This window comes from Bradyrhizobium liaoningense, from assembly GCF_018130955.1.
Taxonomy (GTDB): Bacteria; Pseudomonadota; Alphaproteobacteria; order Rhizobiales; family Xanthobacteraceae; genus Bradyrhizobium; species Bradyrhizobium liaoningense_C.
This window is the reverse complement of sequence record NZ_JAFCJM010000009.1, coordinates 134614-157078: the sequence shown is the minus strand read 5'-3', so window position 1 is coordinate 157078 and position 22465 is coordinate 134614. Positions and strand designations below refer to the sequence as shown.

The window sequence follows — 22465 nt, the reverse complement described above, 5'->3', positions numbered from 1 at the left end:
GCACGAAAGCTATACAGGCCTCCCTCAATCGCAAGAAAGAGGCTGCGGCCTCTCGGAGCTCACATGCATCTCATCGTCCGGTCCGCTGCAATGGTCGCCGCTTCAATGCTCATGCTGTCCGTCGCCAACGGCGCCGCGATTGCCGCCAGCGCGCAAGAAGAAGCCAATCGCAAGACCGTGCTTGCCTTCTACGAGAAGGGCCTCAATCAGAAGGACGCGGATGCAGCCCTCGCCCATGTCGGCGACCGTTACGTCCAGCACAATCCAAACGCCGCCGATGGTCCGGACGGCTTCCGCAAATTCATCGGCTTCCTGCGCGAGAAGTTTCCGAACTCGCACAGCGAGATCAAGCGCTCATTCGTGGACGGCGATTACGTCATTCTTCACGTTCACGCCGTTCGCGAGCCCGGCACCAGGGGCAACGCGATCGTCGACATCTTCAAGCTCGAAAACGGCAAGATCGTCGAGCACTGGGACGTCGTTCAACCGATCCCCGAAAATCCCGCGAACAACAACACGATGTTCTGACGGCAGGGTGGGCAACCACCCTAGTTCTTCCTCGCGATCCAGATCACGTGCCGCGCGCCGCCGCCTCTGCCGGTGGCGCGGACGGCAACTTCGTTCACGACAAATCCGGCCTGTTGAAGCCGGTTCGTGAATTTCGGATGCGGTCCGGACGACCAGACGGCAAGCACCCCGTCGCGCCGCAATGCGGCGTGCGCAATCTTCAACCCGGCGGCATCATACAGCGCGTCATTTGCCTTGCGGGTCAGACCTTCGGGGCCGTTGTCGACGTCGAGCAGGATGGCATCGAAGGTCAGCGGATGCTTTTGGATGACTCCTGCCACATCCGCCTCGCGAATATCCACACGGGGGTCGTCCAGGCTGTCGCCAAAAATCTCCGCCATCGGCCCGCGCGCCCAGGCGACAACCTCCGGAACCAGCTCGGCCACCACGATTTGCGCTTTGCTTCCCAGCGCGCCAAGCGCGGCGCGCAGCGTGAACCCCATGCCCAACCCGCCGATCAGCACGCGCGGCTTTGTGACCTTCTCGATCTTCTTGGCCGCCAGCGTGGCGAGCGCCACCTCCGAGCCCGACAGCCGGCTGTTCATCAGCTCGTTGGTCCCGAGCTTGATCGAGAACTCCTTGCCGCGACGCATCAGACGGAGCTCGTCCTTGGTGCCGGGAATGCGCGCGGTATCGAGTTTGACCCAGGGAATCATGGGAGACGTTTAGCACGATCGAAATGCGTAGGGTGGGTTAGCGTAGCGGTTGCGCAAGGCGCAATCCGCCAAGCGTGACCCACCACTTCTGTCACCGCGGAGACCAAAGAGGTGGGTTACGCCGCGCGGCCCGCGCTTCGCGCAGCCGCACAGCTAACCCACCCTACGATCCCGCAATCCGCGGCTAGCCGCCCGCCCAGACGTCGAGCACGTAGCGGTTCTTGGTACCGAGATCCTCGATCCAGCGTGCGCCGGCGGCGGCATCGCTACCGGTCTTCTCGCGATAGATCGCAACGAGCGCGGCCTTCACGTCCGGCTCCATCTTGCCGCCGTCGCCGCAGACGTAGACGATCGCGCCCTGTTCGATCAGGGGCCAGACCTTGTCCTTCTGCGCGGCAAGCACGTGCTGCACATAGGTCTTCGGTCCGTCGGCGCGAGAGAAGGCCGTGAAGAGTTCGGTGATGCCGCCGGCAGCCAGCGACTTCAGCTCATCGGCGTAGAGAAAGTCCTGGTCCGGATGGCGGCAGCCGAAGAACAGCATCGCGGGCCCCAGCGTCGCCCCCTTCGCCTTCCGCGCAGCGCGCTCCTGCAGGAAGCCGCGGAACGGCGCGAGCCCGGTGCCCGGGCCGACCATGATGATCGGCACGGCTGAATCGTCAGGCAGGCGGAAGCCGGCCTTGGTCTCGCGCACCGTGGCATAGATGGTGTCGCCGACGCGGCGATCGCTGAGATAGTTCGAGCAGATGCCCTTGTAGGTGCCACGACCGGAGGCGGCCGGTCCCTCGACAACGCCGACGGTGACGCTGCAACTCGCAGGGTCCACCGAGGGCGAGGACGAAATCGAATAATAGCGCGGCGCGAGCAGCGACAGCATTTCCAGATAGGCGTGGAACGGCAATTCGCAGGCAGGATGTTCCAGGAGCAGGTCGAGCACCGATTTGCGCTTTGAAAGGATCTCGCTGCGATAGCGTTCGCCGGCCTCCGCCTCGTCGCCGACGAACGCCAGCAGTTTTGGCTTGGTCACCGGGCAGCGCGTGTGCTCCGACATGATCTGGATCTGCTTACGCGTCGCGACCTGCTGGAGCTCGACAAAATCAGTGAGGAGCTGGCCAACCGAGACGGTCTCGCCGACCGGCAGTTGCGCGCGGCGGCCTTCGGCGACGCCGAGCCTGATCTGGTCGGCGGGCAGGAAACCGAAGCGGCGCGCGACCGCATCGACCAGCGCGGGATCGTTGCGCGGCACGACGCTGAGATGGTCGCCGACGCGATAGATCACGCCGGGCGGCAACTGCACCTCGATGTGACGGGTGGAGCGCTCCGACGGATTGGGGCCTTCCTTGTTCTGCAGCTCGTTGTTGGCGACGAGCTTCATCGCCGCGGTGCCGCCGAGTGCCGCGATCGCATTGACCGCACCCGGCGCCACCGGCTCGACCCTGTAGAGCGGCTCGTCGTCGGCGCTGCGGCTGAAATTCGCGGCCAGCCCGAACTCCTTCATCGCCGCCGGCGCGACCGAGGCAAACCACTTCTCGAACTGGCCGTCGAGATCGCTGCGCGCGTCGCCCTCGCCACGCGCGTAGACGCTGCGCGCGCCGTGGGCGGCGAGCTGCTCGTCGATAAAGCGCGGCACGGACTGATAGGTCGCCGCCCAGTCGCTGTTGCCGCAGCCGAACACGGCATAACGCACGTTGGCAAAGGCATCCTTCGGCAGGTCGCCATGCAGCGACTTCACGAACTGCGTGGCGTTGTCCGGCGGAGCGCCATTATAGGAGGCACAGAAGATCAGCACGCCGCCTTCCGTCGGCAGCCTGCCGACATGATTATCGAGCGGCGCGAGCTTGCTGGCAAAGCCGTTGACCTGTGCGAGGTCGGCGACCCGCGCCGCCATTTCCTCGGCGGTGCCGAGATTGGAGCCGTAGAGCACGAGCAGCGGCGTGTTGTGGCCCGGCCGCGTCGTCGCGCGCGGCGCGGATCCGCCCGTGCTCACTGTGGCCGCCGCCGGTCCCGCATAGGCGCCGCGCTCGCGATTAGCCCGCGGGCGAACCTTGATCTTGAAGCCTTCCGGCTTCATCGTCAGCGTTTCCTTCAGGTGCATCTGGTAGCGCTGATGGTCGACCAGCTTGAAGCGCTGGAGGATCATGCCGAGCGCGAGCGCGGCCTCGTGCATGGCAAACCCGCGGCCGATGCAGGCGCGCTGGCCGTTGCCAAACGGCTTCCAGGCATTGACCGGACGTTTTGCTTCCGCCTCGCGGCTAAAATTCTCGGGATCGAAATTGTCGGGGTTGGGACCCCAGACGCTGGGGTCGCGATGCAGCGCGGTCACCAGGATCGTGGTGAAGGTGCCCTTCCTGAGCTTGTACTTGCCGGCGCCGATCGTCTCGTCCTTCAATGGCGAGATGCCATAGGCGGGCGCCGGCGGCCACAGCCGCAGGGCTTCCTTCAGGATCTGCGTGATGTAGGTGAGCTGCGTCACCTGCTGATAGGTCGGCCTGGCGTCGATATTGGGGCCGAAGACGCGATCGACCTCGTCATAGGCCTTCTTCAGGATGTCGGGGTGCTTGAGCAGCGCATAAAGCGTATAGGACAAGAGGCCGCTGGTGGTCTCGTGGCCCGCGATCAGGAACGTGTTGATCTGGTAGCGGATGTTGATGTCGTCGAGCTGCTCGCCGGTGGAGCGGTCGACGCCGGTCATCATCGCGGCCAGCATGTCCTTTTTGTCGTCGATCGCCTCCGCGTTCTTGCGCCGCTCCGCGATGATCTCGTCGACCATCTTGTTCATGAAGGCGACGTCTTCGGCCAGGGTCTTGCGCCGCTTCTGCATCCAAAGCTGCTCGAACGGCAGGCCGCGGGTCATCATGATGGTTTCGAGCGAGCGCACCAGCGACTCGACGAAGGGATGGTAGTCACGCCGGTAGAACGAGTTGAATCGGTAGTCGAAGCCGCACAAGCCGATGGTGTCGAGCGTGAGCGCGGTCATGTCGTGGACGACGTCGATCTCGTCGTCGGCATTGAGCCGCTCCCATTTCTTGACGAGCTGCTCGGCGATGTCGACCATGCTCGGGTGATACGACTGCATCGCGCGGTTGCCAAACGGCTGCAGCAGGATGTTGTGCGCCTTGCTCCAGTTCGGCTCGTTGGTGTCAGCGGTGAACAGGCCGTCGCCGCCGACCGCACGCACGCGCCGCAGCGCGCCGCGCACCGCCTTGTCGAACCGCTTCTCGTCGGAGAGCTCGTCGACGAGATCGTGGCCGGAGACGATGACGAGTGGCGCGCCCATCATGTCGAGCCAGAAGATCGGCCCCAGCTCCTTGGCGAGCCGTGTCAGGTGCTGCACGGGCGCCGCCGAGTCCAGCGACAGCATGTTGCCGACCACCGGCTTGGTGGGCGGATGCGGAATCGGGTTCAAACGATTCTTGGATGACATTGACCTGTAGTCCCCCTGCTCGGCGTTAGCCGAACCGCCTTCTACGCCATTCGATCAGCTTGGCGCTGACCTCCTCCGGCTTTTCCTGCTGCGTCCAATGGCCGCTGTCCTTGACCAGATACTTCTCCAGGTCCGGCACGAGCTTCTCCATGCCGTCGGCTGCTGACGGCGGCAGCACGGCGTCGTTCTCGGCCATGATCATCAGCGAAGGCACGTGGACGTGATGGTCCAATCCCGCCGAGCGCATCCAGTTGCGGGTGAAGTTGCGGTACCAGTTGATGCCGCCGGTGAAGCCGGTCTTCGTGAAGGTATCGACGAACACCTTCTTCTCGTCCTCCGACAGGATCGGCGTGCGCGGATCATGCTTCGCGTCGTAGTTCGCAATCATCTGCGGAAACGCCAGGTTGATCCGGGCCGAGGCGCCAATGCCGGCAATCGGCTCTTCCTCCGGCGTACCCGCGGGGCGCGCGACCGGTTTGCGCATGAACGCGTCGAATGTCTGCTCGACGCGGCTGCCGAAAATCCGGTCGGGCTCACGCCCCGGATCCTGGAACTGGACAATGTACATGTGATCGCCGAAGCGCTGGCGGAACAGCGCGATCGGATCGGCCGGCGCGCGGTCCCAATGCGGGGTGTTGACACCGACGACGCCGGCGACGCGTGCGGGATGCCGCAGCGGCATCTGCCAGACGACGAAGCCACCCCAGTCGTGGCCGACGAAGATCGCCTTTTCGATGTTCAGATGATCAAGGAGTCCGACGAGATCGCCGGTGAGATGTTCGAGGTCATAGTCCTCAACCGCCTCGGGCCGATCGGTCGCGCCATAGCCGCGCTGGTCGGGCGCGATCACGCGGATTCCGGTCTCGCTCAGCGCCTTGATCTGGTGACGCCATGAGAAGGCAAGCTCGGGCCAGCCATGGCAGAGCACCATCGGCGGCCTGTCGGTTGTCGGGCCAGCCTCGTAATAGCCCATGCGGATTCCGTTCGTCTGCACGAACTTGAGCGGCGGCATTTCAATCATTGCAAACGTCCTATTCGGCGGCGCCCTTGATGTCGGCTGCCGGCGGGTCGTAGGCCGCCTCCAGCGCGGCGAACTCCTCCGGCAGCATGTCGCACATCACCTGCACATGCGGGATGATGTTGGCGCCAACGATGAAGCCGAAGTCAAGCTGATCGCGATAGCTCTGCACGGTGATGTTGAGGGCCTGACCGTGGGTCGAGATCGACACCGGGAAGATGTGCAACAGCTCTGCACCCGCGGCATACAGCGTCTGCCGCGGTCCCGGCACGTTGGAGACCGTGATGTTCGCGGCCGGCGGCAGCACGTCCGACAAATTGGAGCGGCTGTAGAGCAGCGCCAGGATCTGCACCATGATCGGCGCGCCCAGCATCGAGATGTTGGAAACCTGCGGCATCAGCGCGCGAAGCGGGTGCGACATCTCCTTGGACTTGGTCGACTGCGCGATGATTGCTTCCAGCCGTTCCTTGGGATCCTCGATATTGGTGGCGATCGAGCAGATCATGCCGAACACCTGGTTGTTGGCCTCGGTGTTGCCCTCCTCGCGCAGCGAGATCGGCACCGCCGCGGTCAGCGATTTCGGCGGCAGCGTGCCGTACTGCTTGAGGTAGCGCCGGACCACGCCGGAGGCGAGCGCCAGCACCACGTCGTTGAGCTTGCCGCCGGCCTGCTTGGCGAGCGCCTTCGATCGCGACAGCGAAATCGAAACACCGGCAAAGCTCCGCTCGGACGAGATCGTCTTGTTGAGAATGGTCGGCGGTGACACCATGCTCGCGAGGCTCTCGCGCGACTTGGGATCAGTGACCTTGCCGAGCACGTCCGAGACGCTCTTGAGCACCGTCGGGATGTTGCCGGCGAAGCGCACCGCGCTCTCGATCTGGTACATCGCATTGTCGAACAGGATCGAGCCGATGTCGCTCTTTCCGGTCCGCGGCAGTTGCAGGTTTTTGGCGGCCTGCGACGCATCGAGTGGCTGGCTGAAAAGCTGCTGATAGGAATCGAGCAGATTTGCCGCGATGTCGCGCGGCTCCTGTCCGGCCTTGGCGCCTGCCGTCGGCGGATCGACCGTCCGCGGAATCGGCGAGATGTCGTAGATCATGCTGGTCAGCGCCGCACCGGCACCGCCGTCGATGGCGGCATGGTGCATCTTGGAATAGAGGCCGACCTCGTTGTTCTTCATGCCCTCGAACACGTAGAACTCCCAGAGCGGGCGCGCGCGGTTCAGGAGCTTGGCATGCATCCAGCCGACGATGCGCTCGAGCGTGGCGCGGTCGCGCGGCGCCGGCAGGCTGGCGCGGAAGATGTGGCGATCGATGTCGAACTGATCGTCCTCGACCCAGGAGGGATGGTCGATGTCGAGCGGCGCCTTCTCCAGCCGCGCCTTCAGGATCGGCGCGATGTGCAGGCGCGAGACGATCATCGCCTTGAAGTCTTCGAAGAAGTCGCCCTTGTAGTCGTCGGGGAGACGAAAGATGGCCATGCTGCCGACATGCATCGGCATTTCCGGCGTTTCCAGATACAGAAATGACGCGTCCAGTGACGACAGCTTCTTACCGTCAGCCATAGTTCCCTCCCGAAAATTCTTAACGGGCGCCTTTCCGGCGCTTCTTCTCAAGTCGGTACTTTAGGGTCCGGCGGAGCATATGCAATGGCAAACGGGCCCGCCCGGTCAAACGGCCAGAACTCCCCCTCGGGCTGGGCCAGGCGATCGGCCACCGCCCAGAGCGCCGCCGGGTTGACGCCGAGGCCGATATGGCTGGCGAACAGCACTTCGATGTTCTCGGCCTGCTCGGAGGGATGCAACAGGCAGGTCCGCCAGTTCACGATGCCGTCGGCGCGGGAATAGATCGAGCTGGACGGTACCGGCAGCTCACCCCCGATCGCCTCTCGCAGTTCGGCATAATCCTCGACCCGCTCGCCCGACAGCATTTCGTAGAGCCGCGTCGCATTGGTCGCCCGCACGTCGTTGGCAAAAGGGCTGCCGAGGGTGACGACGTAGCGGACAATGTCGGGCGCCTGGAGCGCGAGGTCGCGGGCATAGACGCCGCCGAGGCTCCATCCGACGAGGCTGACCTTGCGTCCGGTCTCCCGGTGGATCTCGGCAAGACGGGCCCGCAGCGCGTCCCGCATCCGTGCAAACCCGCCGAGATTACGGCCCATCCGCCAGGCCTGGGCGTCATAGCCGAGTTCGCGGAGATAGCGGCGCATCGGCACCATCGAAAGATCGCTTGCGAGGAAGCCGGGCAGCGCGAGTACCGGATGGCCGTCGCCCCGCGGCGCGCGCATCAACAATGGCGACAGAACCAGGCTGGCATTGAGCTCGAACAGCCCCCGCGCCTCCGCAAGCATGAGGCCGAGGCTCGGCGGACGAAGCCGGCTCGAGGCCCGCGCTTCGTGTGAGTCCGACGGCATTATTTCTTCTTGTCGCTGCTGCGCGTCCCGCCCAGGCCCGCCATGGTGATGAACATATCCTGGAACCGTTCGGCGAGTTTTGGATCGAACGTGAACCAGCTCTGCAGCAGTGATTCAGGCGAGACCTTATCGATGTTGGACATCATCTGCTGCTGCAGCTTGTCCATCACGGCGGTCTGCATCGGCATCACATCGGGCAGGCCGAAGAACTGACGCGCCTCGAGGGGGGTGCAGTCGATTTCGATGTTAACCTTCATGTCCCCTCCAAAAGCGGATTCGAGCGGCGTGACACAGTATCACCGCGAGTTGTGGTGCGACGCAAGCGACCTGATGCCGGCCGCAGGCGACCCTCCCCCCAATTGCCGGATATGGTCAATCAAATCGTGCCCTCCGGCATGTGCCACCCAACCGGGGATCGATGGCCGCCAGCGTCGCTCCCGCCCCTTCATTCCGCACGGCGAAAGTCGAATGTCGCGCGCTCGGCCCTGCCTCTAAACCTTACAGGTCAGCATTGCTGCACAGCGGCGCAAGTTGGCGCGTTCCTTGCTGGAATCGCGCTTGCACGGGTCGAGAACTCTGGGCAACATGGATTAATCAGCTCCGCCGACAACCAAAAATCACCGGCGCAGCAGAGCGGAGAAGGTCAAGAATGTCAGTCGGTCGAAGTGTGTTTGCGGCGACGCTCGCCGGTGTGCTTGCGTTGACGGTGTCGCCGGCGTCCAGCCAGACGCTGCGCTATGCCAACCAGGGTGACCTGAAGTCGCTCGATCCCTATACCCTCAACGAGAGCACCACCCACGCCCATCTCGGCCACGTCTATCAAGGCCTCACCGCGCGCGACAAGGACCTCAAGATCATTCCGGCGCTGGCAGAGAGCTGGGAAACTCCAGAGCCGACCCGCTGGCGCTTCCATTTGCGCAAGGGTGTGAAATTCCACAACGGCGACCCCTTCACCGCCGACGACGTGCTGTTCTCGGCCGACCGCGTCCGCAAGAAGGGCTCAAATATGCAGACCCGGCTTGCGCCCGACGTCAAGGTCGTCAAGGTCGACGACTACACCGTCGATTTCATCCTGCCCTCGCCCAATCCCATCCTGCATAATTCGTGGGACGTCTGGTACATCATGGACAAGAAATGGGCCGAGGCGAACAACGTCGTCGATCCGACGCCGGTGGCGGCGACCACGCCGAGCTACGCCTCGCTGAACGAGAACGGCACCGGGCCCTTCATCATCGAAAGCCATCAGCCCGGCGTGAAGACGGTGTTCAAGGCCAATCCCAACTACTGGGGCAAGGTCGAGGGTAACCTGAAGGAGATCATCTTCACCCCGATCGCCTCCGATGCCACCCGCGTCGCCGCCCTGCTCTCGGGCGAAGTCGACGTCATCGAGCCGGTGCCGATCCAGGACATCTCCCGCGTCGATTCGAGCCCGAATGCCCAGGTGCTGAAGGGGCCGGAGCTGCGCACCATCTTCATCGGCTTCGATCAGATCCGCGACGAGTTGCTCTACTCCAGCGTCAAGGGCAAGAACCCATTCAAGGACGTCCGCGTCCGCGAAGCCTTCTACAAGGCGATCGATATCGAGCTGATCAAGACGCGCGTGATGCGCGGTCTGTCGACGCCGTCGGCGCTGATGATCGCGCCCGAACTGTTCGCACTGTCCAAGAGCTTCACGCGCCCGAAATTCGATCCTGATGGAGCCAAGAAGCTGCTGACCGAAGCCGGCTATCCCGACGGCTTCGAGGTCACCCTGGATTGCCCGAACGATCGTTACGTCAACGACGCCGCGATCTGCCAGGCGGTCGTCGGCATGCTCGCCCGCATCGGCGTCAAGATCAATCTGCTGGCGCAGCCGAAGGCGCAATACTTCGCCAAGGTGCTGAAGCAAGGCGGCTACCAGACCTCGCTCTATCTGCTGGGCTGGACGCCGAGCACGATGGACTCCCACAACGTGCTCTATGACATCATGGGCTGTCGCGACGATGCGAAATCCTCGCGGGGCGAGGCTAATCTCGGCGGCTACTGCAACAAGGAATTCGACGCCATCACCGACAAGGTGCTGGTCGAAACCGACACCGAGAAGCGCAACCAGCTGATCAAGGAGGCCTACGCGATCGGCATCAAGGACTGGTCCTACATCCCGCTGCACCAGCAGGCGCTCGCCTGGGGCGTATCAAAAAAGGTCAAGCTGCCGCAGCGCGCCGACAATTTGGTCATGTTCCATTGGGCGACCAAGCAGGAATAGCGTCAGTTGAACACAAGGTCCCGGCAGCGTCAGGCTTCCGGGACCTTTCCTTTTCCGGCTGACAAAGTCGTCGACCAGAAGCTCACTCAAGGAAAGTGGAAGGAATGCTCGCTTTCACTCTTCGCCGCGCCGTTCAGGCCATCGGCGTTATGTTCGCAGTCGGCATCATCGCGTTCTCGATGTTCCGCTTCGCCGGTGACCCCGTCAACCAGATCGTCTCGATCGACACGTCGGCGGCCGAACGCGAAGTCGTGCGCAAATCGCTCGGCCTCGATGATCCCGTGCCGGTGCAGTTCGTGCGCTATTTCGCCGATGCCGCGCAGTTCAAATTCGGCGTCTCGTATCAGTTCCGCCAGCCGGTCTCGACGCTGTTGATGGAGCGTATGCCCGCTACGCTGGAACTTGCAATCTGCGCCACCATATTCGCAATGGTGCTCGGCATCCTGATGGGCGTCTATTCGGCCCTCAAGCGCGACACCATGCTCGCTAAGTTGTTCCAGGCCGTTTCGCTGATCGGCATCTCGCTGCCGACCTTCCTGATCGGCATCCTCCTGATCTATCTGTTCGCCGTGACATTGGGCTGGTTGCCCTCGTTCGGCCGCGGCGAGGTGGTCAAGCTCGGCTGGTGGACCACGGGCCTGCTCACGCTGTCGGGCCTGAAAGCGCTGATCATGCCCTCGATCACGCTCGGTCTGTTCCAGATGACCCTGATCATGCGGCTGGTGCGCGCGGAGATGCTGGAAGTGTTGCGAACCGACTATATTCGTTTCGCCCGCGCCCGCGGGCTGACCACCCGCGCCGTCCATTTCGGCCACGCGCTGAAGAACACGCTCATTCCCGTGATCACGGTGGCCGGACTGCAGTTTGGCTCGGTTATTGCATTCTCGATCATCACTGAAACCGTGTTCCAATGGCCGGGCATGGGACTTCTGTTCGTGCAGGCCGTGCAAAACGTCGATATCCCGATCATGGCCGCCTACCTGCTGATGGTTTCGCTGATCTTCGTCACCATCAATCTGGCGGTCGACATCCTCTACACCGTGGTCGATCCGCGCCTGCGCTCGACCGTGGGCCGCGCGGCATAAGGCAGCCTTGCATGTCCGACGCAGTCGCCTCCAATTCCGACAAGCCGAATGCGCTGCCGACGCATGCCGCCCGCGGCTGGCTCAGCCGCGCGCTCGACAGCGACATCTTCTATTCGTTTCGCCGCTCCAAGCTGACCATGGTGGCGGCGGCCATTACCGTGCTGTTCTTCCTGCTCGCGATCTTTGCATCCGCGCTCGCGGTACAGAACCCGTTCGATCCGGCGCAGCTTCAACTGCTGAACTCGCGCATCTCACCGCTCTGGACCGCCGACGGCCAGAGTCCGTTCCTGCTCGGCACCGATGAGCAGGGCCGCGATGTGTTCTCCGCGATCCTCTACGGGTTACGCATCTCGCTCGCCGTCGGCGTGGCCGGCGTGGTCTTCGCCGGCGCCCTCGGCATCGCGCTCGGCCTGATCGCCGGCTATTTCGGGGGCGCGGTCGACGGCGTGATCATGCGGATCGCCGACGTGCAACTCACCTTCCCCGCCATCCTGATCGCGCTGCTGGTCAATGGCATCGCAAAATCGATCCTCGGCAACAGGCTGGATGCCAACAGCATGCTGGTGGTGCTGGTGATCTCGATCGGGCTGAGCTTCTGGGTGGGATATGCCCGGACGGTGCGCGGTTCCGTGATGGTCGAGAAGAACAAGGACTATGTGGCTGCCGCACAGCTGATCGGCCTGCCCGCACCAAAGATCATGCTGCGCCACGTGCTGCCGAACACGATGGGCCCGATCCTGGTGATCGCCACGATCAACCTCGCGCTGGCCATCATTACCGAGGCGACGTTGTCCTTCCTCGGCGTCGGCCTGCCCGACACCATGCCCTCGCTCGGCACCCTCATCCGGATCGGCAACAATTATCTGTTCGCCGGCGAATGGTGGATCGTCGCCTTCCCCGGCCTGGCGCTTGCCGCGCTGATCCTCTCCATCAACCTGCTCGGCGACTGGCTGCGCGACGCGCTCAACCCGAAGCTTCGATGAGTACGCCTCGCCCATGACCGACACCGTTCTCTCCGTCCGTAATCTTCAGGTCGAGTTCGCCTCCCGCCGCGGCACGCTGCGTGCCATCGACGGCGTTTCCCTGGACATCGCCAAGGGCGAGGTGCTGGGCGTGGTCGGCGAATCCGGCGCCGGCAAATCCGTGACCGGGCTCGCGGTCATTGGCCTGATCGATCCCCCCGGCCGCATCGCCGGCGGCGAGATCCACCTGTCGGGCATGCGCATCGACAATCTGCCGCCGGAAGAGATGCGCCGCGTGCGCGGCAAACGCATCGGCATGATCTTTCAGGATCCGCTGACCTCGCTCAACCCGCTCTACCGGGTCGGCGATCAGATCGTGGAGACGATCCGCACGCATCTGAATCTCTCGGAGCAGGCCGCGCGGCGCCGCGCCATTGACCTGCTCGCCGAGGTCGGTATTCCCGCGCCGGAGAAGCGCATCGACGGCTACCCGCACGAATTCTCCGGCGGCATGCGCCAGCGCGTGGTGATCGCACTCGCGATCTGCGCCGAGCCGGAGCTGATCATCGCGGACGAGCCGACCACCGCGCTCGACGTCTCGGTGCAAGCGCAGATCATCTCGCTGATCAAGCGTCTCGGGCGCGACCACGGCACGGCCGTGATGCTGGTGACGCACGACATGGGCGTGATCGCGGAAACCTCCGATCGCGTCGCGGTGATGTATGCCGGGCGCGTCGCCGAGATCGGCCCCGTGCAGGACGTCGTGAAGAACCCGCTGCATCCCTATGCCAAGGGGTTGATGGGCGCGATCCCGACGCTCGCGGGCGACGACAAGCGCCTGGTGCAGATTCCGGGCTCCATGCCGCGGCTGTCGGCGATCCCGCGCGGCTGCTCGTTCAATCCACGCTGCGCCTTCGCCTTCGACCGATGCCGCGTCGAGCGGCCCGAGCCGCTGCGCCAGGGTGCGCAATCAGTCGCCTGCCATCTCTATGACAAGGCGCCCGCGGAGAACGCGGCATGAGCGCGCCCTTCGTCCAGGCCAAGGACCTTCGCCGCGTCTTCGATGTCTCAAAGCCGTGGCTCAACCGGGTGCTCGAAGGCGGGCATCTCGAATATCTCAAGGCCGTCGACGGCGTCACCTTCGAGATCAGGAAGGGCGAGACTTTTGCGCTTGTCGGCGAGTCCGGCTCCGGCAAGACCACGGTGGCGCGGATGGTGGTCGGGCTGTTGCCGCCAAGCTCCGGCGAGGTGCTGATCGACGGCGTCTCGATGACCGATCCGAAACAGGCCCCGGCGCGTCGGCGCCTGCGCCGGCGCATCCAGATGATTTTTCAGGACCCCTATGCCAGTCTCAATCCGCGCTTCCGGGTCGATGCCATCATCGCCGAGCCGATCCGCGCCTTTGACCTGATCCAGGGCGAGCGCGACATCCAGGCCCGTGTGGGCGAACTGCTGAGCCTTGTCGGGCTCCATCCCGACGACCGGCTCAAGTATCCGCATGAATTCTCCGGCGGTCAGCGCCAGCGCATCGCGATCGCGCGCGCGCTGGCGTCCGATGCCGAGTTCATCGTCTGCGACGAGCCGACCTCGGCGCTCGACGTCTCGGTGCAGGCCCAGATCCTGAACCTGATGCGCGATCTCCAGGACAAGTTCGGCCTCACCTACATGTTCATCAGCCACAACCTCGCCGTGGTCCGCCACATGGCGAGCCGCGTCGGCGTGATGTATCTCGGCCGCATCGTCGAGATCGCGGAGGGGCGCGAGCTGTTCGCCCGTCCCCGCATGCCCTACACCAAGATGCTGCTGGGCGCGGTGCCTGATCTCGCCATGTCCGGCCGGCAGCGCATCCCCGTGAAGGGTGAGATCCCGAACCCGATCGATCCGCCGCCCGGCTGCGCCTTCAATCCGCGCTGCCCGCTGGCCTTCGACCTCTGTCGCAAGGAGGCGCCAAAACTGATCGAAGGCGTCGCCTGCCATGCCGTCAACACCGCGCCGGTCCCGGCGTGACGCGCCTGAGCCATGCTTTGGGAACAATTGGCAGCAGGCCCCGCCTGTGATCAATTGCGCCCGCCCGACATAAGAAAAGCAAACGCACATGGCCAACATCAATCCAGATCCTTTTACGACCCGGCCCGAGATCGACGGCACGTTCGGGGTCGTCGCCTCCACGCACTGGATCGCCACCGCTGTTGGCATGGGCATTCTGGAAAAAGGCGGCAACGCCTTCGATGCCGGCGTCGCGACCGCCTTCACGTTGCAGGTGGTCGAGCCGCATCTGAACGGTCCCGGCGGCGACGTGCCCATCATCGTGCATGACGTCAAGCGCGGCCGCACCGAGGTGATCTGCGGCCAGGGCCCGGCACCGGCGCGCGCCACGATCGCGCACTACAGGAGCGAAGGGCTCGACATGGTGCCCGGCACCGGGCTGCTCGCAGCCTGCGTTCCCGGCACCTTCGAATCCTGGATGATGCTGCTCCGCGACTACGGCACGCTGCGCCTGCGCGACGTACTGGAGCCGGCGATATCATATGCGCGCGACGGCTACCCGCTGGTCGAACGCGCCAGTGCCACCATCCAGACCGTCGAGCAATTGTTCCGGAAATACTGGCCGACCTCGGCAGCGGTCTATCTGCCTAACGACAAGGTGCCGACACCCGGCACGCTTTTCACCAACAAGACGCTCGCCGACACGTATGCCCGCATCCTCAAGGAAGCCGAAAGCAGCGGCGACAGCCGTGACGCCGAGATCGAGCGCGCGCGAAAAGCCTGGTCGCAGGGCTTTGTGGCTGAAGCCATCGACAAGTTCTGCCGTACCCAGGAGGTGATGGACGTCACCGGCTCGCCGCACCGCGGCGTGCTCTCCGCCGACGACATGGCCCGCTGGCAGCCGACCGTCGAGGTCCCCCTCACCTACGACTATGGCCGCTACACCGTGTGCAAGGCCGGCGTCTGGAGCCAGGGCCCGGTGACGCTGCAACAGCTTGCTCTCCTGAAGGGCTTTGCGCTCGACGGGCTCGACCCGACGGGGCCCGAGTTCATCCATCTCCAGATCGAATGCGCAAAACTCGCCTTTGCCGATCGCGAGAAGTTTTACGGTGATCCAAAGTTCAACGAGATCCCGATCACAACGTTACTGTCCGATGCCTACAACGACGAACGCCGCAAGCTCGTCACCGACAAGGCGTCGCTCGATTTTCGTCCCGGCTCCGTCGAGGGTTTTGGCGGCGTCGTCAAGCTACGGCGCGCCGAGGGGCAGCGCGAGGCGGTCGGCGCGCTCGGCGCCGGCGAGCCGACGGTCGGCCGTTTCGGCGAGGTGCGCGGCGATACCGTGCATTTCGACATCATCGACAAGGCCGGCAACATGGTCTCGTCGACGCCGTCGGGCGGCTGGCTGCAATCCTCGCCCGTGATCCCGGAACTCGGCTTCTGTCTCGGCAGCCGGGCGCAGATGTTCTGGCTCGATGAAGGTCATCCGGGGGCGCTCGCACCGGGCAAGCGGCCGCGCACCACGCTCTCGCCGACCATGGCATTGCGCGACGGCGAGCCGTATCTGGCCTGGGGTTCGCCGGGCGGCGATCAGCAGGACCAATGGATCACGCAGTTCTTCCTGCGCCACGTCCACTGCAATCTCAATCTCCAGGAATCGATCGACGCGCCGGCCTGGCACTCCGAGCATTTCCCGATCTCGTTCTGGCCGCGCACCGCGCGCCCCGGCGTGCTCGTGGTCGAGAACCGCGTGCCCAAGACGACGATCGAAAACCTGCGCGAACGCGGCCACATCGTCGAAATCGGCCCCGACTGGTCGGAGGGCCGCCTCACCGCGGCCTCGCGTGTCGGCCTGCGCCGACGCGCCGCCGCCAATCCGCGCGGCATGCAGGGCTACGCGGCGGGACGCTGATCACGGACAACGCCCATGACCTGGTCGATCATCGCCAAGGACAATGTGACGGGCCAATTCGGCATCGCGGTTGCGACCAAATTCTTCGCCGTCGGCGCGCGCGTGCCCTTCATCGCCGCAGGCGTCGGCGCCATCGCGACGCAGGCTTTCGTCAATCCCTATTACGGCATCGATGGCGTCAAGCTGTTGCGCGAGGGCCTGAACGCGCACGACGTTCTTGCCGCGTTGCTCGCAACCGATGACGGCCGCGATAGCCGGCAGGTCCACATCATGGACGCCAGCGGTGCAATCGCCGCCCACACCGGCCGCGACTGCATCGATTGGTGCGGCCATATTGCCGGCAGCGGCTTCTCCATCGCCGGCAACATGCTGGCGGGTCCCGATGTGCTCGACGAGACCGCGAAGACCTATATCGCCAATGACAGCCTGCCCTTCCCGCGCCGCCTGCTCACGGCGATGCGCGCGGGTGAAGCGGCTGGCGGCGACAAGCGCGGCAAGCAATCGGCGGCACTCCTGATCCACGGCGATGAGGAGTGGTCGGCGCTCGACCTGCGCGCCGACGACCATCCCGATCCGCTCGCCGAGCTCGAGCGGCTCGAGAAGGTCAGCCAGGAGCTCTGGGTCCACTTCCAAAAATCCATGCCGACGCGGCAGAATCCGGCTGGCATCACCGACCGGAGCGTCATCGACGCCCGCATCGCCGCAGCACGCGCGAACCAGCAATGAGCGCCGCGCCCCTGATCGAGATCGAGGGCTTGCGTGTCCGCTTCCACGGCGACGATGGCCGCGTCACCCATGCGGTCGACACCATCGACCTCAGCGTCGCCAATGGCGCGACGCTCGGCATCGTCGGCGAATCCGGCTGCGGCAAAAGCGTGACGTCGCTCGCGATCATGGGGCTGTTGCCGAAGCAAAGCGCGGAGGTCACCGGTGCGATCCGCTTCGACGGTTTTGACCTGCTGCAGGCGCCCGACCAGACCCTGCGCGACCTGCGCGGCAATCGGCTGGCGATGATCTTCCAGGAGCCGATGACCTCGCTCAACCCGAGCTTTACCATCGGCGACCAGATCATCGAGAGCATTTTGCGCCACCGTGGCGGCTCGCGGAAGAGCGCGCGGGAGCGGGCGATCGAGCTGTTGCGCCGGGTCCACATCCCCTCGCCCGAGCGGCGCATCGACGAATATCCGCACAAGCTCTCCGGCGGCATGCGCCAGCGCGTGATGATCGCGATGGCGCTGGCCTGCGATCCGCGTCTTCTCATCGCGGACGAACCGACGACGGCGCTTGACGTCACGCTCCAGGCACAGATCCTGGAGCTGATGCGCGAGTTGAAGGCGGCGAGCGGCGCCGCCATCATTCTCATCACCCACGATCTCGGCGTCGTCGCCGAAGTCTGCGACGAGGTCGCGGTCATGTACGCCGGCGAGATCGTCGAGCGCGCGCCGGTGGATGAGCTGTTTGCAGCGCCGCAGCATCCCTACACCGTCGGCCTGCTCGGCTCGATCCCCCGGCTCGATCATCGCGCGGAGCAGCTTGCCACCATCGAAGGCATGGTGCCGAACATGGCGCAGCCGCCATCGGGCTGCCGTTTTGCCGCGCGCTGTCCGTTCGTGCTGGAGGCCTGCACGAAGGCGCCACCACCGCTCGCCGAGGTCGGCCACGGCCATCTGTCGCGCTGCATCCGCGCACCGCTCGAACGCCTGGTGTCCTGATGGCGCTGCTCGAGGTCGACGGCCTGGTCAAACACTTCGTCGCCGAACGCTCCCTGCTTGGCCGTCCGCGCGCGCATATCAAAGCGGTCGATGGCGTGAGCTTTTCGCTCGAAGCCGGCAAGACGCTGGCGCTGGTCGGCGAGTCCGGCTGCGGCAAGTCGACCGTCAGCCGCCTCGTGCTGCGCCTGATCGAGCCGGACGCCGGAAGAATCCGCTTCGAGGGCCGCGACCTGCTTGCGCTCGATGCCAGCGCGCTACGTGCGTTCCGCCGTCAGGCGCAAATCATATTCCAGGATCCCTACGCCTCACTCAACCCGCGCATGACGGTCGGCCAGATCCTGACCGAACCGCTGGCACTGCACGATCTGCTGCCGGCCACCCAGCGACGCCAGCGTGTCGAGGAGCTGTTGCGGCTGGTGGGGCTCGAACCGCGGCTGGCACTGCGTTACCCGCACGAATTCTCCGGCGGCCAGCGCCAGCGCATCGCGATTGCCCGCGCGCTCGCGGTCGAACCGAAACTGATCATCTGCGACGAGCCGGTCTCGGCGCTCGATGTCTCGATACGCTCGCAGATCCTCAACCTGCTGCGCGAGCTCCAGGACCGGCTCGGGCTTGCCTATATTTTCGTCTCGCACGACCTCGCGGTGGTCAAGCACATTGCCGACCGCGTCGCCGTGATGAATCTCGGCCGCATCGTCGAGACTGCGGAGGCGGATGCGCTGTTCGCTGCGCCGCGCCATCCCTACAGCCGCGCGCTGCTGTCGGCGATCCCCGTGCCCCAGCCGCAAGCCAAGCGCAGCACGATCCTGCTCCAGGGCGAGATGCCGAGCGCGCTTAATCCGCCCTCGGGATGCCGCTTCCACACCCGCTGTCCCTTTGTAATCGACCGCTGCCGCCGCGAGGAGCCGCAGCTCGTCGCCGACGGCACCGGTCACGCGACCGCCTGCCATCGCGTGGCGGAACTCCCGCCGCCCGGCGCGATCCTGCCCAAAGGCGGCGGGTTTTCGCCCGCGCTTGCAAAATTGGTCGCGGCTTTCAGCCGAAAGACGGAAGGCGCTGATGCCTCCGGGGTTGGTATACAAGATGCATCGCCACCGACGATGTAGCCGAAGCTAAGGGGATTGTCCGATGAAACCATTTCGCCTGGCCGCCACGGCCGCCGCATTGTTGCTCTCACTCGGCGCAGCCAGCCAAGCCCAGACCACGCTCCGCATCGGGCTGGCGGAAGACCCCGACATCCTCGATCCGACCATGGCGCGCACCTATGTCGGCCGCATCGTGTTCTCGGCGTTCTGCGACAAGCTGTTCGACATCGATGAGAAGCTCAACATCGTGCCGCAGCTCGCGCTGTCGAGCGAGACCGACGACGACGGCAAGGCCCTCGTCATCAAGCTCCGGCCTGGCGTGAAATTCCACGACGGCGAGCCGTTCGACGCGGAAGCCGCAAAGTTCTCGATCGAGCGACACCTCACCTTGTCGGGTTCGTTCCGCAAGCCCGAGCTCGCCTCCGTCGAACGTGTCGAGGTGGTCGATCCCCTCACCATCAGGCTGGTGCTGAAGTCGCCGTTCTCACCGCTGCTCGCACAGCTTACCGACCGCGCCGGCATGATGGTGTCGCCGAAGGCGGCGAAGGAAGCCGGCGACAAGTTCGGCCTGCGTCCGGTCTGCGCCGGTCCCTACAAATTCGTCGAGCGGGTGCAGCAGGACCGCATCGTGTTCGAAAAGTTCGCCGACTACTGGAACAAGGACAATGTCTTCATCGACCGCATCGTGTTTCAGCCGATCGTCGATGCCACCGTGCGGCTCGCCAACCTGAAATCCGGCGGGCTTGACCTGATCGAGCGCGTGCTGGCGACCGACCTCAAGGATGTGCGCGCGGATTCGCGGCTCAAGGTCGCGACCGCCATCGAGCTCGGCTATCAGGGCGTCACGCTCAACATCGGCAAGGACAAGGCCAAGGGTCCGCTGAGCCAGTCTGCCAAAGTCCGCCAGGCGCTCGATCTCGCAATCGACCGGGAAGCGATAAACCAGGTCGTGTTCAACGGCGAATTCCAGACCGGCAATCAGTGGATCAATCCTGATCATCCCTACTATCAAAAAGCCTTCCCGGTTCGCGCCCGCAACGTGGAGAAGGCCAAGGCGCTGTTGAAGGAGGCCGGCGTCACGCCGCCGGTCAGCGTCGACTTCCTGGTGTCGAAGGGTGCCGAGACTGAAACGCCGGCGCAGGTGATCCAGTCGATGGCATCAGAGGCCGGATTCGACATGAAGATCCGCGTCACCGAATTCGCGACCGGATTGAAGCAGGCCGAGGCCGGCGACTTTCAGGCCTATATGCTGGCCTGGAGCGGCCGCGTCGATCCGGACGGCAATTCGTTTATCTTCCTGCACAGCAATGCTCCGCAAAACTATAGCGCGTGGAACAATGCGGAGGCCGACAAGGCGCTCCAGGAGGCCCGGCTCGTCACCGACCCCACCAAGCGCAAGGCGATCTACGAAACGCTGACGAAGCTGGTCCAGGAAGAGGAACCGATCCTCTATCTCTACCACCGCCGCATCATCATCGCGCATACGACGAAGCTCGAAGGCTACAGGCAGATGCCGGACGGGCTGGTGCGCGTCATCGGGCTGAAGCTGAAGTGACGTCGCGCGGATGCTGAACTTCCTCGCCCGCCGCCTTGCGCAGATCGTGCCGACGCTGTTCTTCGTGTCGGTGCTGATCTTTTCGCTCCAGCAATTGCTGCCGGGCGATCCGGCGCTGGTGATGGCGGGCGAAGAACGCGACCCGGCGGTGATCGAGCAGATCCGCCGTCAATACCGGCTCGATCAGCCGGTCCCCGTGCAGTACGTCTACTGGGTCAAGGGTGTTCTGACCGGCGATTTCGGGGAGTCGCTGCGCAACAAGATGGCGGTGCGCGACCTGATCGCACAAAAACTGCCGGTGACGCTGCAGCTTGCCTCCATGGCGATCCTGATCGCCTTCCTGATCGGCATTCCCGCCGGAATCGTCTCCGCCGTGAAGAAGGGCTCGGCCTGGGACTGGGGCGCGAACCTCTTTGCGCTATGGGGCATCTCGACGCCGAACTTCTGGCTCGGCATCATGCTGATCTTCCTGTTCTCGATCGAGCTCGGCTGGCTGCCGGCGTCCGGCTATGTGCCGCCCACCGAGAACTGGCGCGCGAGCATCGCTGCCACCATCATGCCCGCCTTCGTGCTCGGCAATGCGATTGCCGCGATCCTGATGCGGCATACCCGCAGCGCGATGCTGCAGGTGCTCGAGAGCGATTACGTCCGCACCGCCCGCGCAAAAGGCCTTTTGGAACGCACGGTCATCCTCAAGCACGCCATGCGCAACGCGCTGACGCCCGTCATCACGCTGGGCGCGCTGGAATTGGGAACGCTGCTGTCCGGCGCCGTCCTGACCGAGCAAATCTTTTCCATTCCCGGTTTTGGCAAGCTGATCGTGGACGCCGTCTTCAACCGCGACTATGCCGTGGTGCAGGGCGTGGTGCTGGTCACGGCCACCATCTACATCACGCTCAACCTGGTCGCCGACATCGCCTATATCCTCGTCAATCCACGGCTGCGGGGGTAGGTCATGACCGATACCGCGCTGTCAGCCACATCAGCCATCGACAACCAAGAGCTGGAGAGCCCGGCGCGCCGCGCGCGGCGCCGCCTGTTCAAGCGCAAGGCCGCGGTGCTGGGGCTCGTGGTGCTCACGGCCTTCATCCTGCTTGCGCTGCTGGCGCCGTTGATCGTGCCTTACGAGCCGATCGCGACGAGCTGGAGCCTGGTACGAAAAGCCCCGACGGCGGCGCACTGGTTCGGCACCGACGAACTCGGCCGCGACATTTTGAGCCGCGTCATCTATGGTGCGCGCGCCTCGCTGCTCGCCGGCGCCATTTCGGTCGCGATCGCGCTCGGCATCGGCGTGCCGCTCGGCCTGCTTGCCGGCTATCGCGGTGGTTTTATCGACGCGCTGATCAGCCGGATCACCGATGCGATGCTAGCCTGCCCGTTCCTGATCCTGGCGATTGCGCTGGCGGCATTCCTGGGGCCCAGCCTCGGCAACGCCATGATCGCGATCGGCATCTCGGCGACGCCGATCTTCATCCGCCTCACCCGCGGTCAGGTCTTGAGCGTCAAGGCCGAGGACTATGTCGAGGCGGCGCGCGCGCTCGGAAACCCGCCCTGGCGAATCGCGTTCTCCCACATCCTGCCGAACATTTTGCCGGCGCTGCTGGTTCAGGCAACGCTGTCGATCGCGGCCGCGATCATCGCCGAAGCCGCGCTGTCGTTCCTCGGCCTCGGCCAGCAACCGCCGGCGCCGTCTTGGGGCAGCATGCTCAACGCCGCACAGCGCTTCCTCACCCAGGCACCATGGATGGCGATCTGGCCGGGCCTTGCGATCTTCCTGGTGGTGTTGTCGCTCAACCTGCTCGGCGACGGCCTGCGCGACGCGCTCGACCCGCGCGAGCGCTAAGATGCG

Annotated in this window: 19 protein-coding genes; 13 read left to right on the top strand and 6 right to left on the bottom strand. The window is 64.6% G+C overall.

Going from position 1 to position 22465, the window contains the following annotated elements; translation table 11 throughout:
• Positions 1-63 precede the first annotated feature (63 nt).
• Positions 64-528: a nuclear transport factor 2 family protein gene (locus JQ632_RS10450; RefSeq protein ID WP_212402221.1), complete on the top strand. Its 465-nt coding sequence runs from the start codon at positions 64-66 to the stop codon at positions 526-528.
• A gap of 20 nt (positions 529-548) precedes the next feature.
• On the opposite strand, the gene JQ632_RS10445 is transcribed toward JQ632_RS10450, so the two are convergent.
• The 6 genes from JQ632_RS10445 to JQ632_RS10420 all read right to left on the bottom strand — a co-directional run bounded on the left by JQ632_RS10445 (position 549) and on the right by JQ632_RS10420 (position 8331).
• Positions 549-1223, bottom strand: coding sequence for a spermidine synthase (locus JQ632_RS10445; protein WP_212402220.1), 675 nt, complete (start codon positions 1221-1223; stop codon positions 549-551).
• A gap of 184 nt (positions 1224-1407) precedes the next feature.
• Positions 1408-4644: a bifunctional cytochrome P450/NADPH--P450 reductase gene (locus JQ632_RS10440; RefSeq protein WP_212402219.1), complete on the bottom strand. Its 3237-nt coding sequence runs from the start codon at positions 4642-4644 to the stop codon at positions 1408-1410.
• A gap of 25 nt (positions 4645-4669) precedes the next feature.
• Positions 4670-5665: an alpha/beta fold hydrolase gene (locus JQ632_RS10435; RefSeq protein WP_212402218.1), complete on the bottom strand. Its 996-nt coding sequence runs from the start codon at positions 5663-5665 to the stop codon at positions 4670-4672.
• A 10-nt stretch (positions 5666-5675) separates the two neighbouring features.
• Complete coding sequence (locus JQ632_RS10430) at positions 5676-7226, bottom strand: wax ester/triacylglycerol synthase family O-acyltransferase (RefSeq protein ID WP_212402217.1); 1551 nt, start codon at positions 7224-7226, stop codon at positions 5676-5678.
• 47 nt (positions 7227-7273) lie between these two features.
• On the bottom strand, positions 7274-8074 hold the full coding sequence (locus tag JQ632_RS10425; RefSeq protein ID WP_212402216.1) for a triacylglycerol lipase: 801 nt from the start codon (positions 8072-8074) through the stop codon (positions 7274-7276).
• Positions 8074-8331 carry a DUF6489 family protein gene (locus JQ632_RS10420; protein ID WP_140981208.1) on the bottom strand — a complete coding sequence of 86 codons (258 nt, stop codon included), beginning with the start codon at positions 8329-8331 and terminating at the stop codon, positions 8074-8076. The genes JQ632_RS10425 and JQ632_RS10420 overlap by 1 nt, the downstream gene beginning before the upstream one ends.
• A gap of 392 nt (positions 8332-8723) precedes the next feature.
• Here JQ632_RS10420 and JQ632_RS10415 point away from each other — a divergent pair, with 392 nt between their 5' ends.
• The 12 genes from JQ632_RS10415 (at position 8724) to JQ632_RS10360 (ending at position 22459) form a co-directional block, all read left to right on the top strand.
• On the top strand, positions 8724-10319 hold the full coding sequence (locus JQ632_RS10415) for an ABC transporter substrate-binding protein (RefSeq protein WP_212402215.1): 1596 nt from the start codon (positions 8724-8726) through the stop codon (positions 10317-10319).
• 104 nt (positions 10320-10423) lie between these two features.
• Positions 10424-11404 carry an ABC transporter permease gene (locus tag JQ632_RS10410; RefSeq protein WP_212402214.1) on the top strand — a complete coding sequence of 327 codons (981 nt, stop codon included), beginning with the start codon at positions 10424-10426 and terminating at the stop codon, positions 11402-11404.
• An 11-nt stretch (positions 11405-11415) separates the two neighbouring features.
• Positions 11416-12387, top strand: a complete 972-nt coding sequence (locus tag JQ632_RS10405) for an ABC transporter permease (RefSeq protein ID WP_212402213.1) — start codon at positions 11416-11418, stop codon at positions 12385-12387.
• Between the two features lie 13 nt (positions 12388-12400).
• On the top strand, positions 12401-13387 hold the full coding sequence (locus tag JQ632_RS10400; RefSeq protein WP_212402212.1) for an ABC transporter ATP-binding protein: 987 nt from the start codon (positions 12401-12403) through the stop codon (positions 13385-13387).
• Positions 13384-14373, top strand: a complete 990-nt coding sequence (locus JQ632_RS10395; RefSeq protein WP_212402211.1) for an ABC transporter ATP-binding protein — start codon at positions 13384-13386, stop codon at positions 14371-14373. The genes JQ632_RS10400 and JQ632_RS10395 overlap by 4 nt, the downstream gene beginning before the upstream one ends.
• A gap of 88 nt (positions 14374-14461) precedes the next feature.
• Positions 14462-16264, top strand: coding sequence for a gamma-glutamyltransferase family protein (locus JQ632_RS10390; protein ID WP_212402210.1), 1803 nt, complete (start codon positions 14462-14464; stop codon positions 16262-16264).
• Positions 16265-16279: 15 nt separating this feature from the next.
• Positions 16280-16990 (top strand): DUF1028 domain-containing protein, encoded by a 711-nt coding sequence (locus JQ632_RS10385; RefSeq protein ID WP_212402209.1) that lies wholly within the window; start codon positions 16280-16282, stop codon positions 16988-16990.
• Positions 16987-17976 (top strand): ABC transporter ATP-binding protein, encoded by a 990-nt coding sequence (locus JQ632_RS10380; protein WP_212402208.1) that lies wholly within the window; start codon positions 16987-16989, stop codon positions 17974-17976. The genes JQ632_RS10385 and JQ632_RS10380 overlap by 4 nt, the downstream gene beginning before the upstream one ends.
• Positions 17976-19082, top strand: a complete 1107-nt coding sequence (locus JQ632_RS10375; RefSeq protein WP_212402207.1) for an ABC transporter ATP-binding protein — start codon at positions 17976-17978, stop codon at positions 19080-19082. Before JQ632_RS10380 ends, JQ632_RS10375 begins: the two co-directional genes overlap by 1 nt.
• A gap of 22 nt (positions 19083-19104) precedes the next feature.
• The gene (locus JQ632_RS10370) at positions 19105-20616 is read left to right on the top strand and encodes an ABC transporter substrate-binding protein (protein WP_212402206.1); all 1512 of its coding nucleotides are present in this window, start codon (positions 19105-19107) and stop codon (positions 20614-20616) included.
• Between the two features lie 10 nt (positions 20617-20626).
• Positions 20627-21568 (top strand): ABC transporter permease, encoded by a 942-nt coding sequence (locus tag JQ632_RS10365; RefSeq protein WP_212402205.1) that lies wholly within the window; start codon positions 20627-20629, stop codon positions 21566-21568.
• Between the two features lie 3 nt (positions 21569-21571).
• The gene (locus tag JQ632_RS10360) at positions 21572-22459 is read left to right on the top strand and encodes an ABC transporter permease (protein WP_212402204.1); all 888 of its coding nucleotides are present in this window, start codon (positions 21572-21574) and stop codon (positions 22457-22459) included.
• Positions 22460-22465 lie beyond the last annotated feature (6 nt).